Here is a 16,456-nt window from a genome sequence, read left to right as displayed (position 1 = left end):
ATGGCCCCGATCAGCTTGCGGCACGCGGGGGCAGGATGCCCATGCCTTTGGCGATGATGCCCAGCATCACCTCGTCGGCGCCACCACCGATCGAGGTCAGGCGGCCATCGCGATACAGACGCGTCACCTCGGTCTCGTTCATGAAGCCCATGCCGCCCCAGTATTGCAGGCAGCCATCGGCGATTTCGCGGGTGAAGCGGCCGGCGCAGAGCTTGGCCATCGAGGCCAGATGGGTCATGTCCTCGCCGGCGACATAGCCTTCGACCGCGCGATAGATGATCGACCGCAGCAACTCCACCTTGGTCTGAAGTTCCGCCAGCTTGAAATGCACGACCTGGTTGTCGAGCACCGGCTTGCCGAAGATCTTGCGTTCACGGGTATAGGCGATGGTGTCGGCGATGGTGCTCTCAAGCAGGCGCAGGGAACAGGCCGAGCCCCAGATGCGCTCTTCCTGGAACTGCTGCATCTGATAGACGAAGCCCATGCCCTCATCGCCGATCCGGTTGCGCTGCGGCACGCGCACGCCCTCGAAATGGATCTGGGCGGTATCCGACGCGCGCATGCCCATCTTGTCGAGCTTGCGGGCGATGGTGACGCCCGGCGTCTTCATCGGCACGCAGATCAGCGACTTGTTGCGGTGCGACGGGCCGTCGCCGGTATTGGCCAGCAGGCAGATCCAGTCGGCCTGGGTGCCGTTGGTGATCCACATCTTGCCGCCGTCGATGATGTAGTCGTCGCCATCCTTGCGCGCGCGGGTCTTGATGCTGGCGACGTCGGATCCGGCGCCCACTTCCGACACGCCGATGCAGGCGACCCGATCGCCGGCGATGGATGGCACCAGGAATTCGCGGCGCAACTCATCAGATCCGTGCTTCGTCAGCGCCGGTGTCGCCATATCGGTCTGAACACCGATCGCCATCACCACCGATGGTGAGCGCGCGGCGCTGAGCGCCTCGCAGAAGGCCAGTTGATAGGTGTAGTCAAGGCCCAGGCCACCGAATTCCTCGGGCTTGTTGATGCCAAGGAAGCCCAGATCGCCCATCTTCTTGAACAGGTCATGGGCGGGGAAAATACCCGCATCATCCCATTCCTGAACGTGTGGGTTGATTTCCGTTTCCACGAACTTCGTCACTGAACGCATCATCTGCCGATGCTGCTCCGTGTAAAGCATGTGCCTCAAGCTCCTCAGGTCGTCCTGGCGCGTGGCGGTCGCGCGGGACGGTGTTGTTTTTGGGGGGAGGGCGGTCGGGCGCGGTGACGAGAGGATGGAGAGGCCCTGTGAAGCCGCCGCTTGCCTTATATGCCCTTATATCTAACAATAGGCATTGACTGGCGAGGTTGTAAAGTCTTCGTGCGCGTCGATCGCATGACAGTCGGGGATCGTGTCGCGACGCGCAGAGTGTTATGTTGCGCCGCAAGCGGCCTCACGGCCGGACTGTTGCAGATGCGAAGTGAAACCGGCCTGCCGATGCGGCCGGATGCGACCGGCGGGAGTACGGGTGTGATCAATGACACGGCGTTCCGGATGCAGAGACTTGGTGCGGGGCGCGTTGCTGACGACAGCGACGATAATGACCGCGTCGCTTTGTATGTCCGGCTGTCACGCATCTTCCGCGACCGCATCCGGTCGGGCGAATGGGCGCCGGGGGACAAGCTGCCGCCGGTACCGGAGCTGTGCCGCGATTTCGCCGTGGCGCCGATCACGGTTCGGCAGGCGTTACGGATGCTGGCCGACAAGGGGCTTCTGGTCGCGATCCGTGGCAAGGGCACCTTCGTGACCGAGGGCCAGCAGGCGGCGGTCGATGATCCGGAGCTGCGGCGCGCGATCAATGACCGGCTGGATCTGACCCCCGGCCAGGGCATCCGGGTGCTGAAGCGTGAAATGGACGTGGCGCTGCCGTCGGATCTGGCCGCGGTCGATGGCCGGCCCAAGCGCGCTTATGTCAAGATCACCAAGATCCACCTGTATAACGAGACGCCCTTCGCGCTGATGGACGTCTATGTCGACGCGGTCGCCTATCGTCTGTTCCCGCCGGACTCGGAACACAATGCCAAGATGCTGCGGATGCTGACCAATCATGGTCGCGAGAAAATGGGCCGATCGCGACAGATCATGACCATATCCCACGCCGATCAGGCGGTGGCGCGGGCGCTCGATTACTCAATGGGCGGCGTCATGGTGAAGATGATCTCCACCATTCTCAGCGAGGATGGCGAGGTCCTGATCGCCAACAACGCGCTGTACCGGGGCGACATGTTCGTGATGGAGCATGTCGATCAGAATGTCGGCGTGCCGAGCATACCCGATCCGAGCCGGTCACCGACCCGCGGTGGTCACTGAACTGCCGCCGACGTCCGGCGCCATCCCGGTTGCACCGCACCCGACGACAGCAGGCGATCGGCGGCGCGTTCGGCCGACAAATCGTCTAGAAACCGGGTGAGCCGCATGTGATGCGGTATCAATGCCGCCAGCCGCGCCGCCTTGACCTGCATGGGCCTCTGCAGCCCCAGGCGGACGGCGATCCCGGGTCGATAGATCGCGTTGCGCATCTCGATCGCGGCGCCGAGCCCGCGCAATGGGAACAGCCCTTCACCGGCCGGATCGTCGCATCGATCCAGGTGAACCACGGCGGCAAGCGGCAGCGGCTGGCGCACGAACCGGTGGTCGACCGGCACCTGAAACTTGGTCAGGTCGCCGATGCACAGATCCAACGCCGTGGTATCGATCTGCCGGCGGTCGGCGGCATCCTGCCACAGCCGCATGCGGGGATAGGCGGGCCATGCCCGGCAGCATCCATCGTCACCGATGCGGAGCATCGTCAGATCATCGGCCAGCATGCCCAGGCCGCGGGCGACCAGGCTGGCGGCCAGGGTCGATTTGCCGGCACCGGAGGCACCGGTGATCGCAACGGCCCGCTCGCCGATCTGCAGGCAGGCCGCATGCAGCACGATCTCGCCACGCTGATGGCACAGCGCGCCCATGATGATGCCCAGCAGATAGGTGCGGATGTCCACGGCATCGATGTCGGTCTCGGGTGACACCACGATCTCGCAGCCGCCTGCGACCAGAACCTCGCCGCAATCCTTCAGCCGGATCAGAACCCGGCCGTCTGCGACCTCGACCGTGCGAAAGGGCGGGTTGCCGGTCGCATCATGCGCCGTCTCGTCGTGCGTCGCCTCAAGTGCACGAGGCACCGGGCCGACGCGGATAATGACATCCGGCTGATGATCGGCGGGACCAGTCCAGACCGGGACTTCCGGCAAGGGGATCTCGGACCGGATATGCCAGCCGAACAGTAGACGGTCCTGCGTCACGATGGCGATGCCCCCTGCGGCCGCTGATCTTCAGGCTAAGTGATACGGTGCGGCATTCATCGACCGCAAGGGGGACGGTGTAAAATCGCGCTAGTTGCGCGCTAGGCGATGGCGGCGCAGTTCCAGCCGGCCGATCTGATTGCGATGGACCTCGTCGGGGCCATCGGCGATCCGCAGCAGGCGGGCGGTGGCATAGGCGGCACCCAGGCCATAATCATTGGTCACGCCGGCGCCGCCGAACAATTGAATGGCCATGTCGATCACCTTGCAGGCCATGTTGGGCACCGCCACCTTGATCATCGCGATCTCGGCGCGCGCGGCCTTGTTGCCCACCGTGTCCATCATCCAGGCGGCTTTCAGGGTCAGCAGCCGCGCCTGCTCGATCATGATCCGGGCATCGGCGATCCGTTCCAGCGTCACCGTCTGTTCCGAGACCGGTTTACCGAAGGCGACCCGTTCATCGGCGCGCCGGCACATCTTTTCCAGCACCCGTTCCGCCAGGCCGATCAGGCGCATGCAATGATGTATCCGGCCCGGGCCCAGGCGCCCCTGCGCGATCTCGAACCCCCGGCCCTCGCCCAGCAGCATGTTCGCGGCCGGCACCCGGACATTGTCGAACCGCACATCCGATGCCCGGTCGGGCATGCCATAGAAGCCGAACACCGGCAGCGGCCGCAGCACGGTGATACCGGGGGTATCCATCGGCACCAGGATCATCGATTGCTGGCGATGGCGATCGGCATTGTCGGGATCGCTCTTGCCCATGAAGATCAGGATCTTGCAACGCGGATCGGTGGCGCCGGTCGTGAACCATTTATGGCCGTTGATGACATAATGGTCGCCATCGCGGTGGATATGGCTCTCGATATTGGTGGCATCCGACGAGGCGACTGCCGGCTCGGTCATCGCGAAGGCCGAGCGGATCCGGCCATCCAGCAGCGGCGTCAGCCATGCCTCTTGCTGTTCGGGTGTGCCATAGCGTGCAAGCACCTCCATATTGCCGGTATCGGGGGCCGAGCAGTTGAACACTTCGGGCGCCAGATGCGACCGCCCCATCACCTCGCAGAGCGGCGCGTATTCGGCATTGCTCAGCCCGGCACCATGGGCGCTCTCGGGCAGAAACAGATTCCACAGGCCGGCGGCCTTGGCCAGCGGCTTCAGCTCCTCTACCACCGGCTGAACCTTCCACGGGCCCAGCTCCTCGCTTTCGCGATAGTATCGGTCCTCATTCGGATAGATATGGGCGTCCATGAAGGCTTCGAGCCGGGCCTTGATCTCGGTCAGACGGGGGGAGTGGTCCAGAAGCATGGCAGGCCTTCCTGTCGAGAGGCGTCGCGGCGGCGTGATGGGCGAATAAGCGTGCTGGCCGCTTGCAGTCGTGTAATACCTAATGATAGGTATATAGAAAATGCGCACCGGCACAATCCGGAACCGCGCCGGTGCCGGCGTTTTCGCTGCGGCACCGGTCCTTTTTGCCCGGGCGCCAGACGATACCCCCCAAAAACAAGGCCGCATCCGCCACCCCGCGCGGACATCCGGCCGGACATCATGTGGAGAGATTGCGGCCATGAGCGACAGGATCGTGCGGATCGGTGGAGCATCGGGCTTCTGGGGTGACAGCGCCGTCGGCGCGCCGCAACTGGTTCGGCATGGGCAGATCGACTATTTGGTGTTCGATTATCTGGCCGAACTGACCATGTCGATTCTGGCCACGATGCGGTCAAAATCGCCCGATCAGGGCTATGCGACCGATTTCGTCGACATTGCGATGCGTGCGGTGATCCGCGATGTCGCCGCCAAGGGCATCAAGGTGTTGAGCAATGCCGGCGGGGTCAATCCGCGGGCCTGTGCAGCCGCCCTGGCGAGGCTCGCCGACGAGGCCGGCGTCGCGTTGAAGATTGCGGTGGTCGAAGGCGACGATCTGTTGCCGCGGACCGAGGCTCTGCGCGCGGGCGGCATGACCGAGATGTTCACCGGGGCACCGATGCCCGACAAATTGATGAGCGCCAATGCCTATCTGGGCGCGCTGCCGGTGAAAGCCGCCCTCGATGCCGGTGCCGATGTCGTCATCACCGGCCGGTCGGCCGACAGCGCGCTTGCGCTCGGCGCGCTGATGCATGAATTCGGCTGGGCTGTGGACGACTACGATCGTCTGGCGGCCGGCAGTCTGGTCGGGCATATCCTGGAATGCGGCTGTCAGGCGACCGGCGGTCTGCATACCGATTGGGATCTGGTGCCGGACTGGGCCGGGATCGGCTATCCGATCACCGAATGCGCCGCCGATGGCTCGTTCGTCGTCACCAAGGCGCCCGAAACCGGCGGCCTTGTGGTGCCGGCGGTGGTGGCTGAACAGATGCTTTACGAGGTCGGTGATCCGGCGGCCTATCTGCTGCCGGACGTGATCTGCGATTTCACCGCCGTGACCATGGAGAGTGCGGGCCCCGACCGGGTGCTGGTGCAGGGTACGCGCGGCCGCGCGCCCACCGACAGTTACAAGGCCTCCGCCACCTATATGGATGGTTGGCGCGCGGTGGCGCAGTTGACGATCATCGGCATCGATGCGGTCGCCAAGGCACAACGGACAGCCGATGCGATCCTTGAACGCACGCGTCAGATGCTCCGCCACAGCAACCTGCCCGATTATCGCGCGACCCATACCGAAATTCTGGGCGCAGAGTCGATGTACGGGCCGCACGGTCGTGCGTCTGCCGCCCGCGAAGTAGTGATGCGTCTGGCTGTCACCCATGACGACCGTAAGGCTCTGGCGATGTTCGCGCGGGAAATCGCGCCGGCCGGCACGTCCTGGTCGCCGGGCACGACCGGGGCAGGGGGGCGGCCGAAGCCATCACCGATCGTGCGGCTGTTCTCGTTCCTGATGCCGAAGGCGGATGTACCGGTGACGGTGACGCTGGGCGACAAGACAATGCCGGTCGCGATTCCCGCCGGCAGTGCTGGTGGCGGTGCCGCTCTTCAGGCGCCGGAACCCATGCCGGCCGCCGATCCGGTCGCGGCCGATGCCACGGCGGCGATGGTCGGCGTGCCGCTGGTGTCGCTCGCCTATGCGCGCAGCGGCGACAAGGGGGATAGTTCGAATATCGGCATCATCGCCCGCGACCCCGACTTTCTGCCGCTATTGCGCCGCGATCTCACCCCCGCCCGCGTGCAGGCCTATTTCGCTCATCTGCTGGCGGCCGACAGCACCGTGACGCGGTTCGAGGTGCCGGGCGTGAACGCGGTCAATTTCCTCCTCACCCGCGCATTGGGTGGCGGCGGTATGGCCTCGTTGCGGAACGACCCGCTGGGCAAGGGCTTCGGGCAGATGCTTCTGGACATGGTTGTGGATGTGCCGGCGGATTGGCTCGATCATCCTAAGCTGCGCAAGCCGGCGGCCTGATCCTTCTTCATGTCTGTGTCATACGGTCAGGATACGTCCATCATCGCCGATGGGCGTATCCTATAGCCATTTTTCCATATCATAGTTGTGAATCATAACGCCCGCGATGTCGATGTCGTTGCGTTTGATGATCGTGAACCCGCGCGCGATAAATAACCGCGATGCGGCCTCACTGGCCTCGACAAACAGGCGGGGCAGGTGGTTTTCGACGGCATGCCGTTCCAGATGCGCACAGAGCGCACCGGCAACGCCCGTCCCCGCCGCTGCCGGAGCGACATACAGAAAATGAAGATGGCCGTCGCGCTCCAGGTCTGTAAAACCGAGATACCGTGCTCGTTTGGTCCCGCTATCCTGTTCAACCTCATCCACCGCCACCAGCCGGAGGCGTCCATCCTGCGCCAGCCTGTCCAGCCGCGCCGGATCGGGCGTCAATGATAACCAGGCCGCAACCTGCGCCGCCGTATAGTGGCGGCGGCCAAGGTCCATAACCGAGGCGCGATACAGATCCGACAATGCCGCCGCATCCTCGGAACGATAGTGACGGATCATCATGACCGGCGTATTCCCGTAAGTTGCGGTGCCCCACCGACGCGCTGCCGCAGAAGGCAACATATTATCGTGCTTTGATAGGCCATAACAAGCACCCGGTGGCGGTTGGATTGGCAAACGGATCGCCCGTCGTCAAAGAGTGGAAGGCCAGCCAATGGCAGGGGAGAAACCACGAGAACCTCCCAGACGTCAAGGCCGGCACGGCAATACTGAACGGTATGGCCAGGGCTGCGTATGTGCTGCATCAAACGGCCGCATATTATCGTCCTTAGACGCGCTAAAATAGCCCATCCGCTGCGCATCGGCGTGCTATGTGCCGCTGAACTCTAAGCGGCGAGTCCAGCGTGTTGGACCTTTAGCCGCCAGGCAGGAAGGTTTTCCCTGCCCCTGCCCCATTATCGGTGTAGCGGGGGCGCGTTCTGCCAGCATGCCGATGCGCCTGTCGGCCAATGGGCCGGACAGGCGCAATGTCGCCGGCCCGGCCCTGTCGGAGCGCATGTCGGGCGAGCCAGGGCGCGAAAAGTGCATCGCGTGGTTCCGTCAGATCGGGTCGGGATCTGTGGCAGCGGCGCGCATTATGTGCCAGACGGCACAGTTCTCAGCATATTGATGAAGGCTAACCATTAAAAGATATAACGATCTCCTGGCGGGCTCGTATCTATTGTCGGCTCAGCCATGTCAGAGCTGCCCGACCCCTGTTTATGGCTGGCAATGATGACGTGCTTGATGTTTTCGAGTGAAAAATGTCAGTGGTTTCAGCGTCATGGCGTAGACGTGCGCCTATATTGTACCAAAGATCGATAATCATCCATTATCGGGCCTATTAATCTGAGGCCAGGGTAGGCGGGCAGTCTGCTGACTCCCGCGGTTTGATCCCCAATTCTCGCTCAATCGCCATGGATCGAACAGATCCTCAGGTGTTGCCGCTTGCTCGTGCAGTCCTGCCATCCCATGCCTTCAGGATTGCGGCAAGTTGATGCCTGATACCGGCATCTACCAAACAAAACAAAGGCTTGATGAGCAGCTTCCTTGCCCATCAAGCCTTCTGTCGACCTTATTTCAGTGCCGAATATCCGCTGCCCGTCAATCCGCAGCGGCCTGCATCGCCACGCCATCGTGCCGCATCTCGGTGGCCCTGGGGTCCGCCGCATCGGCGGCTGGCAGAACTTGCCCGGCCTGCATCCGGATATGGCGATCAGCGATATGGAAATACCGGTCGTCATGCGAAATCGCGATGATCGTGCGACCCTGCGCCTTCAAGGCCGGCAGCAATTCGGTATAGAACACCCGCCGGAATTCGGGATCCTGATCGGCGGCCCATTCATCGAACACCAGGATCGGCCGGCCTTCCAGCCAGGCGTGAACCAACGCGAGGCGTTTGCGCTGGCCGGTCGACAGGTCGGTGGTGGTGAATTTTCCGTCCTTCACCGACACTTTATGGGCAATCTCCAGTTCTTTGAGATAGCGTTCGACGTCTTGCAGGGGCACACCCTCCGGCACACTCAGATCATCGAACAGGAAGTAATCGGCGAAAATCGTCGAAAAAAGCTGTCGATAATCGTCGACCACATCGGGCGCCAGCGGCTGGCCGTTATACAACCGCTCTCCCGCAGCCGGTTCATAAAGGCCAAGCAAGAGTTTAATCAGCGTCGTCTTGCCACCACCATTTTCGCCGGTGATGAACACGATTTCACCGCGCCGGATGGTCAGATCGACCGGCCCCAGTTCGAAGGCGGTGCCGCCGTCCGGCGCCGGAAAGGCATAACGCAGGCCGACCAGATCGATGCGCTCCATCGGTGCCAGCGCCACCGGCCGGTCGACCAATGGCAGATGGGCTTCCGCTACCGAGAACCGCGCCCGCAGATCAGCGATCCGGCCGATCGACACCTGCGCGCGGCCCAGCAGCGGCAGCATCGCGACAATCCCCTCGATCGGCCCCTTGACATACAGCAGAACCAGCACGAAGCCGCTGATCACCCGGGCATCGGCCGTCGGCGACAGCGCCTGGATCAGCAGCATCAACCCGATCACCACGAAGAACAGCGCCGAGCCGAAGGCATTGGCGGTGCAGAAGATCTGAACCGCGCGCATCCGCAGATCGCGAATTCGGCCGATGGTGCGGTCGATCTGCACGCCATACATGTCGACCCGGCGCTGGCGGTTGATGCGCAGCTCCTTGGCGCCTTCGGTGATCGCCCGATACTGTTTCTGAAGATCGTCTTCGGCCTCGCGCGCCGCACTGAACCCCTCGAAGCCCTTCTTGCGGGCATAGGTGTGCCCGGCGGTGCCAATGATGATTGCCACCAATGCGATCAGAAACATCATCGGCGACAGCACGATCAGATAGGCGAAACAACCCAGCGCGATCGCGATCGAGATCGCAAAGCCCGAGAAGTTGAAGGTGAACTGGGTGATCGTATCGACATCCTGGTTCAGCACCGCCGTCAGTCTATGCAGACGATAGCGTTCAAGTTCGGCCACCGGCGCCGACAGGATGCGCCCACACAGATCGCGCCGCAGCTCTGCCACCACCTTCTGCCCGACCAGGCTGTTGCCGATATCCGAGATGGTCTCACCCGCCAGGGTCAGCACCGCCAGACCGCCGAACAGCAGCAACAGCCCGGTCGTGGCGCCCCCCTCGGTGTGCAGCGCGTCGTTGATGGTGGCGAGCAGAGATGCCGTGGCGAGGCCACTCGCCGTGCCCATCAGGGTGGCAAACAGCGCGATCGGCCAGAATGGCCGCAGGATTCGCATGATTTCGGCAAGCATCCGGGTTCCTTTCCGGTCGCCCGGCCATCGCTGAGGATCAGCGACGGCGCAGGAGCCACATGAAATACGGCCCGCCGATCAGGGCGGCGAGCAGGCCCGCCGGCATCTGGCGGGGAAATAGCAGGGTTCGGCCCAGCCAGTCGGCCGCGACCATGATCAAGGCGCCCAGGATGATCGCGACCACGATCTGCGCCAGCGCCCGGCGGGCACCGGCCATCCGGGCGATATGCGGCGCCATCAGCCCTACGAAGCTGAGCGGCCCGATCACCAGCGTGGCAATCGCCGCCAAGCCCGCCGCCAGCACCAGCACCAGCAGCCGGCTCACGCCCACCGGCACACCCAGCGCGCGTGCGGTCGGGCCACCCAGCGGCAGGATATCCAGCCAGCGCGCCGCGAGCGGCACCAGGGCCAGCAGCACCGCCCCCGTGACCAGCGTCACCACGGCATCCCGTGGCCCCACGACATAGGTGGAGCCGGCCATCCAGTTGAGCAGCATGGTCGCGCGCGGATCGCCCGTCGCCAGCATGCCCACAACCAGCGCATCGAACAGCGCCCCCACCGCCACACCGGCCAGCAGCACCCGTTCAGGACCGAAGCCCGATCGCCGCCCCACCCACAGGATGAAGATCAGCGTGACCAGCGCGCCGGCGGACCCGGCGGCGATCTGTTCCGGCCGGCCGACCACCGGCAGCAGAAAGCCGATAATGATGGTGCCGATGGCGGCACCACCGCCGATGCCGAGCACTTCCGGGCTGGCCATCGGGTTGCCGGTGAAGCGCTGCATCAGGCAGCCGGCCGCCGCCATCAACCCGCCGGCGGTGAGCGCCGCCAGCACCCGCGGCCAGCGCCAGCGCAGCATGTCGCCGGCGCCGTCGAGGCTGAGCCATTGCCAGCCATCCGCCGTGCGGCCGAGGCCCAGCGCCACGATCACCACCACTGCCAGACCGGCCAGACCGATGATGGCGATCCGCCGGACGGCGCCCTGGCGCGCCACAATCTCCTGCGGCACCTCCGCCCCAGGTCGGCCGCCGAAGCTCAGCCGCGGCAGCATCCACAGCAACAGCGGCGCGCCCAGCAGCGCCGTGACCGCACCCGTCGGCAGCATCTCGCCGGCCAGAAGTACCACCTGATCGGTCAGCCACAGCAGCGCCGCGCCGACCAGCGGCGCCCAGATCAACCGGTCGCGCAACCGCCGGGCGCCGGCCAGCCGCGCCAGCGCCGGTGCTGCAAGGCCGATAAAGCCGATCACGCCCACGGCGGCGACCACGAAGCCGGTCAGTGCCACCGCCAGCGCCATCGCCGCCAGCCGCATCTGGCGCAACGACACGCCCAGGCCGGATGCGCCTTCATCATCCAGTTCGAACAGGCTGAGCGGCCGGACCATCACAGCCACCAGCGCGCCCACGATCACCAGCCGGGGCAGCAGCCACACGACCACGGTCCAGTCCTGCTGAACCAGCGACCCGCCGCCCCAGATGAACAGGGCGGTCAGATAGGGTTCATAAAGCAGGTTCAATGCTGCGCCCAGCGCGCCGCAATACAGGCTGACGATCATGCCCGCCAGAATCAGCGATACATCCGACAAGCCGCGCCGCCAGGCCAGGCCGAACACCGCCATCACTGCGACGCCGCCGCCCGCGACCGCCAACGCCTCGCGCCCCCAGCCGCCCGGCGCGATCAGCGCCGGCGCCCATAAGGTGGCGACGGTCAGCGCCATGCGCGCGCCGGCCGCCACCCCAAGGGTCATCGGCGAGGCGATCGGGTTGCGCAAGACCTGTTGGAACACGGCACCCGCCAACCCCAGCGCCGCGCCACACAACACCGCCACCGCAATCCGCGGCAACACGCTGTAATGCACCAGCAATTGCCGGATGTCGGCGATATCCGGCGACAGAATGGCCTGCGACCACAGCGCCGGCGGCACATGGCCATTCAGCCGCATCAGCGCCAGCGCCAGAGCGGGCAGGGCCAGGGCCGTCACCAGCCACGCCGGATGCCGGCCGCGCGGCACCGCCCTGTCCATGGTCATGGTCATGCGCCACGCCCTTCCGTCGTGCTGGACATATCGGCGCCACCGCCGAGGGCGAGGCTGATACAGTTGGCGAAGCGCACCGTGCAAGGCACGGCACCGAAAGGAAAAACCGCCGGAAGAGCGACCATGCGACCATCGGCGATCGCCGGCAGATGGCGCCAGAGCGGGCTCGTCCGCAGCCGTGCCACCACGCCCTCGGGCGACGGCGCCACATGTACCAGCCGGGCCTCCGGGTCGCTCAACAACCGCTCGATCCCCACCGTCACCGAGCCCCATGGTCCGCTGTCGCCTGTCCAGGCATTGCGCAGGCCCAGGCGGTCCAGCGCGTGCTGCCACAGGCTGGTGGTGCCGAACACCCGCACATGACGGTCGTCGAGAAAATTCACCACATGGACCGGTCGGCCGTCATAGCCGCGCAACCGGTCGCGCGCCCGGTCGATCTGCCGGGCCGCACGCGCCAGATAAGCGTCGGCTTCGGCGCTGCGCCCGACAAGCGTCCCCAACCGTCGGGTCTCGGCGACGGCGGCGGGGAAGGCCTCTTGTCCCGTGCCATAGATCGTCAGGCTGACCGTCGGCGCCACCTGCTCCAGCCGCGCGCGGACCGTCTCAAGCCCCGGGGCGATCACGATCAGGTCGGGGGCCAGTTGCTGCATCACCTCAAGATTGGGTTCAAGCCGCAGCCCGACATCGACCACACCGGCGGGCAGGGCCGGTTCCACCACCCAGGCCTGGTAATCCGGAATCCGCACGATGCCCACCGGCGGCAGGCCCAGCATGATCAAGGTCTCGGCCGACGACCAGTCGAGCGCCACCACCCGTGGCGAGATCCCATCGCCGGCCCCCTGCCCCGCGCGTGACGCTGAAACCACCTGTGGTAGAAATGGCAGGCAGCCGAACCCGGCCAGAAGCGATCGCCGCGAGAGGGTCATGATCCCGGCTCCCGTCTCAATACACGAAACCGAGCGGCGCGCCGCCGGCCGGGTGCGGCAGGATGCCCATGCGCAGGCCGAAGATCCGCGCCAGCTCGGCCTCGGTCATCAGAGTTTCGGGCGTGCCACGCACCAGCACCCGCCCGGCCTTCAGAGCCAGAATGTCGTCGCAGAACCGCGCCGCCATGTTGATGTCGTGCAGGATGATCACCACCCCCAGCCCGCGCAGCCGGGCCAGCCGGCGCACGAGATCGAGGATCTCGACCTGATGGGCGATATCCAGCGCCGAAATCGGTTCATCCAGCAGCATATAGGCGCTGTCCTGGGCCACCAGCATCGCCAGCCACACCCGCTGCCGCTCGCCCCCCGACAGGCTGTCGACCATCCGGTCGGCAAAGCCGGTGACGTCGGTCAGGGTCATGGCCTCGTCGACCCGGTCCTGATCTCGCGATCCGAACCGGCCAAGCGCGCCATGCCAGGGATAGCGCCCCAGCCGCACCAGTTCGCGCACGGTCATGCCGGCCGCGGTCGGCGGCTGCTGCGGCAGATAGGCGACCTTGCGGCCGAAAGCGCGGTCGCCCCAGGCGGAAAGCGCCCGCCCCTCCAGCCGCACCGTGCCCGCCGTCGGCGTGATCTGCCGGGCCAGAAGCCGTAACAGGGTGCTTTTGCCCGAGCCGTTATGCCCGATCAGCCCCAGCACCCGCCCCCCGGCCACGCCAAGATCGACATCGGCAAGCAAGACCCGCCCGCCGACCGCAACGCCCAGCCCCTCGGCCTCGAAGCTCATCGCCCGGCCCTCACCCGAAACGACAGCCGCGGACGGCGCCGGGTTTCCCCGATCGCCGCCCGCGCCGCTGTGGATATTGGCCGCGTTACCACTGATAGCTGAGCGTGGCATAGACTTTCCGCCGCGAGCCGTAATAGCAGTTGGTGTCATTCTGGCAGTCGGCGACATAGATCTTGTCGAACAGGTTGGTCGCGTTCACGGCCAGACGCGCGCCGGCAAGGTCCGGCGCCAGATTGCCGAGGTCATAACGCAGGGCTGCATCCATCACGGCATAACCGGGCACGGTGAAGCTGTTCACCGCATCGCCATAGGTCTCGTCGCTGATCCGCACGCCGGCGCCGAGTCCGAGTCCATTGAAATATCCGTCAATAAATCGGTAGTCCGCCCAGATCGATCCAGAATGCTCTGGCAGGTAAACCGGAGTCTTCCCTGCTGTGTTATCGCCCGCCGTCCCTTCCGTCACCTCCGCATTGAGATAACTATAGGCTGCTGTCAGGCTGATATTATCATTCAGACTGATCTTTCCTTCGATATCGATACCCTGTGAACTTACTTCTCCGTTCTGAGTTGAGAAGCTAATCACCTGTGGGTTACCGGATCCATCAATGATCGTGCGTGAGCCATAACTCAGGACATTCTGTTGAGTCAGGTCATAGAGTGCCAGAGACACAAAGCTGTTATAGCCGGTCGGCTGATACTTGATGCCGACCTCGTATTGCTGGCCCGTCGTCGGTTTCAGCGGCTCTCCGATGTCATTGGTGCCGGCAAGCGGCTCAAACGATTCCGAATAGCTGGCATAAGGCGCCAGACCATTGTCGAAGAGATAGAGCGCGCCGACGCGCCCGGTAAACTTCTGGTCGGTGATCTTGGTACTTGTGTTGGCCACCCGGTCGTTCGTGTCGCTGTTCAGCCAGTCATGGCGCGCACCCAAGGTAAAGCGCCACCGGTCGATCGAAATCTGATCCTGTGCATAAAGACCAAGCTGTTCAAGCCTCTGCGACGTGTTTTGTTCGAAGAACGGCGTGAAATCGATGCCGGGGCTTCCATATTGGGGATTATTGTAATCGATGGGATTGGCTGCGAGATAGGCGACATCGCTATCATTATGATTGTTCTGATAGTCGAGGCCGAACAGGGCCGTGTGTCCGACGGCGCCGGTCGCGAATTTCGCCTGAAGCTGGTTATCGATGGTGATTGCGTCATTGACCTCTTCGGCCAGAACGCCGCTGCGACGGATCACACTGCTGTCAGCCGCCATCAAACGACCAGTGTACAGATACCCAAAGTCGCTGTCGGTCCGGAAGAACCGGGCGTTCTGACGGACCGTGAAAGTATCATCGAACCGGTGCTCGAATTCATAACCGATGCCGTATTGGGTTCGCTCTTCCTTGTCGAAGGTCGGGTCACCAATATACAGATCGGTCGGAATGTCTCCCGACGGGTTATGCAGAACCGTGCCATAGGCGGGAAGGCGCTGATAGGCGCCCAGGGCGGGGTCATTCTGATATTTACCAAGCAATGTCAGCGTCGTGTCGTCGCCGGCACGCCATGTGACCGCCGGGTTGATCGCATAGCGCTCTTCCTTGGTCTGATCAATGGGGGTATCGGCGCTTCGGGCCAGACCGCTCAGACGATAGCTGAGGTCACCATCTTCCGTCAGCGGCCCGGTCATATCGAAGGCGGTCTGAAGCCGGCCATATTCGCCGAACTGAAGCTGAACCTCGTTGAAGGCATCAGGCTGTGGCCGCTTGCTGACCAGATTGGCAAGCCCGCCCGGCGACACCTGCCCATAGAGAACCGAGGCCGGACCACGAACGATTTCAATGCGTTCCAGACCATAGCTATCGATCTGCGGTGTGGCCCAGGTGCCACCGATCAGACGCAGCCCGTCGAGATACTGACTGACCTGAAAACCTCGGGCATAAAGAAAGTCGGTCCGCTCATCGGCGCCATTGCGGTCGGTCTGCATGCCGGCGGTATAGCGCAGCGCCTGCGGCATGGTCTGTGCCGCCTGGGCGTCCATCTGGTCGCGGGTCACCACCGAAATCGACTGGGGCGTCTCAAGCAGCGGCGTGTCAGTCTTGGTCGCCGCCGAGGCCCGCTTGGCAACGAAGCCGGCGACGGGGCCCCAGGCGCTTTCGGCCCGACGCGTCGCGTCGATCGAGAGGGGATCCAGAACCACCGCCCCATCGGCCGCGGTGCCACGCACCAGCGTGACCGTGTTGGCGTCGATGAAGCGATAGGATACGCCCGTACCGGCCAGCAGGCGGCCGAGCGCCTCGTCAGGAGTATAGGAACCGCTGACACCCGGCGATTGCAGGTCATTGGCGATCGCGGCTTCCACCGTCACCTGCAGGCCCGACTGGCGGCCGAAGCTGGTGATGGCGCCGGCCAGGGGCTGGGCCGGAATGTCGAAGCTCTGGCCGGCCTGGGCAAGCTGGATGCCCGCCGCATCCGCCGCACGGGCGGCTTGCATGGTGCCCAGCATCAGCCCGGCCATGCCAACCGCCAGGGCCACATCGGCGACCAGATCGGCCCGGCGCTGTCCGGCCGTCTTTCTGCCTGCGACCATCAAGTTGCGTCCGCGTCGGGCCAGTTCCGGCCCCGATGCCTCCATGTTCCTGTGACCTGCCATCGACCAACCGGCTCCCGCACTTTTGTTATCATCGGTTCTGTTTTGC

Annotated in this window: 11 protein-coding genes; 2 read left to right on the top strand and 9 right to left on the bottom strand. The window is 64.4% G+C overall.

All coding sequences use genetic code 11. The features are described 5' to 3' along the window. Positions 1-10: 10 nt before the first annotated feature. Positions 11-1,171, bottom strand: a complete 1,161-nt coding sequence (locus tag WG924_RS04990; protein WP_345931919.1) for an acyl-CoA dehydrogenase family protein — start codon at positions 1,169-1,171, stop codon at positions 11-13. Positions 1,172-1,444: 273 nt separating this feature from the next. Between WG924_RS04990 and WG924_RS04985 the strand changes: the two genes are divergently transcribed. Beyond that, positions 1,445-2,341, top strand: a complete 897-nt coding sequence (locus WG924_RS04985) for a GntR family transcriptional regulator (protein ID WP_345931918.1) — start codon at positions 1,445-1,447, stop codon at positions 2,339-2,341. Here the strand turns inward: WG924_RS04985 and WG924_RS04980 are convergent. Both WG924_RS04980 and WG924_RS04975 read right to left on the bottom strand, forming a co-directional pair. Beyond that, positions 2,335-3,315: an HPr kinase/phosphorylase gene (locus WG924_RS04980; protein ID WP_345931917.1), complete on the bottom strand. Its 981-nt coding sequence runs from the start codon at positions 3,313-3,315 to the stop codon at positions 2,335-2,337. The genes WG924_RS04985 and WG924_RS04980 overlap by 7 nt on opposite strands. Before the next feature lie 90 nt (positions 3,316-3,405). Next, positions 3,406-4,623 carry an acyl-CoA dehydrogenase family protein gene (locus tag WG924_RS04975; RefSeq protein ID WP_345931916.1) on the bottom strand — a complete coding sequence of 406 codons (1,218 nt, stop codon included), beginning with the start codon at positions 4,621-4,623 and terminating at the stop codon, positions 3,406-3,408. Positions 4,624-4,882: 259 nt separating this feature from the next. Between WG924_RS04975 and WG924_RS04970 the strand changes: the two genes are divergently transcribed. Further along, positions 4,883-6,709 (top strand): acyclic terpene utilization AtuA family protein, encoded by a 1,827-nt coding sequence (locus WG924_RS04970; protein ID WP_345931915.1) that lies wholly within the window; start codon positions 4,883-4,885, stop codon positions 6,707-6,709. 60 nt (positions 6,710-6,769) lie between these two features. On the opposite strand, the gene WG924_RS04965 is transcribed toward WG924_RS04970, so the two are convergent. From WG924_RS04965 to WG924_RS04940, 6 genes are all read right to left on the bottom strand, one after another. Then, positions 6,770-7,261 (bottom strand): GNAT family N-acetyltransferase, encoded by a 492-nt coding sequence (locus WG924_RS04965; protein ID WP_345931914.1) that lies wholly within the window; start codon positions 7,259-7,261, stop codon positions 6,770-6,772. Between the two features lie 1,080 nt (positions 7,262-8,341). After that, on the bottom strand, positions 8,342-10,027 hold the full coding sequence (locus WG924_RS04960) for a cyclic peptide export ABC transporter (RefSeq protein WP_345931913.1): 1,686 nt from the start codon (positions 10,025-10,027) through the stop codon (positions 8,342-8,344). Between the two features lie 37 nt (positions 10,028-10,064). Then, a complete protein-coding gene (gene fhuB, locus WG924_RS04955) occupies positions 10,065-12,062 on the bottom strand; it encodes a Fe(3+)-hydroxamate ABC transporter permease FhuB (RefSeq protein WP_345931912.1) in 1,998 nt (665 codons plus the stop codon). Then, a complete protein-coding gene (locus tag WG924_RS04950) occupies positions 12,059-12,988 on the bottom strand; it encodes an ABC transporter substrate-binding protein (RefSeq protein ID WP_345931911.1) in 930 nt (309 codons plus the stop codon). The genes fhuB and WG924_RS04950 overlap by 4 nt, the downstream gene beginning before the upstream one ends. 16 nt (positions 12,989-13,004) lie before the next feature. After that, positions 13,005-13,775 carry an ATP-binding cassette domain-containing protein gene (locus tag WG924_RS04945; protein ID WP_345931910.1) on the bottom strand — a complete coding sequence of 257 codons (771 nt, stop codon included), beginning with the start codon at positions 13,773-13,775 and terminating at the stop codon, positions 13,005-13,007. A gap of 85 nt (positions 13,776-13,860) precedes the next feature. Further along, the gene (locus WG924_RS04940; protein WP_345931909.1) at positions 13,861-16,410 is read right to left on the bottom strand and encodes a TonB-dependent siderophore receptor; all 2,550 of its coding nucleotides are present in this window, start codon (positions 16,408-16,410) and stop codon (positions 13,861-13,863) included. Positions 16,411-16,456: the final 46 nt, after the last annotated feature.

It is taken from the genome of Tistrella arctica (assembly GCF_039630945.1).
Classification (GTDB): Bacteria; Pseudomonadota; Alphaproteobacteria; order Tistrellales; family Tistrellaceae; genus Tistrella; species Tistrella bauzanensis.
The sequence above is the reverse complement of the archived record's forward strand: the minus strand, read 5'-3'. Positions and strand labels throughout refer to the sequence as shown.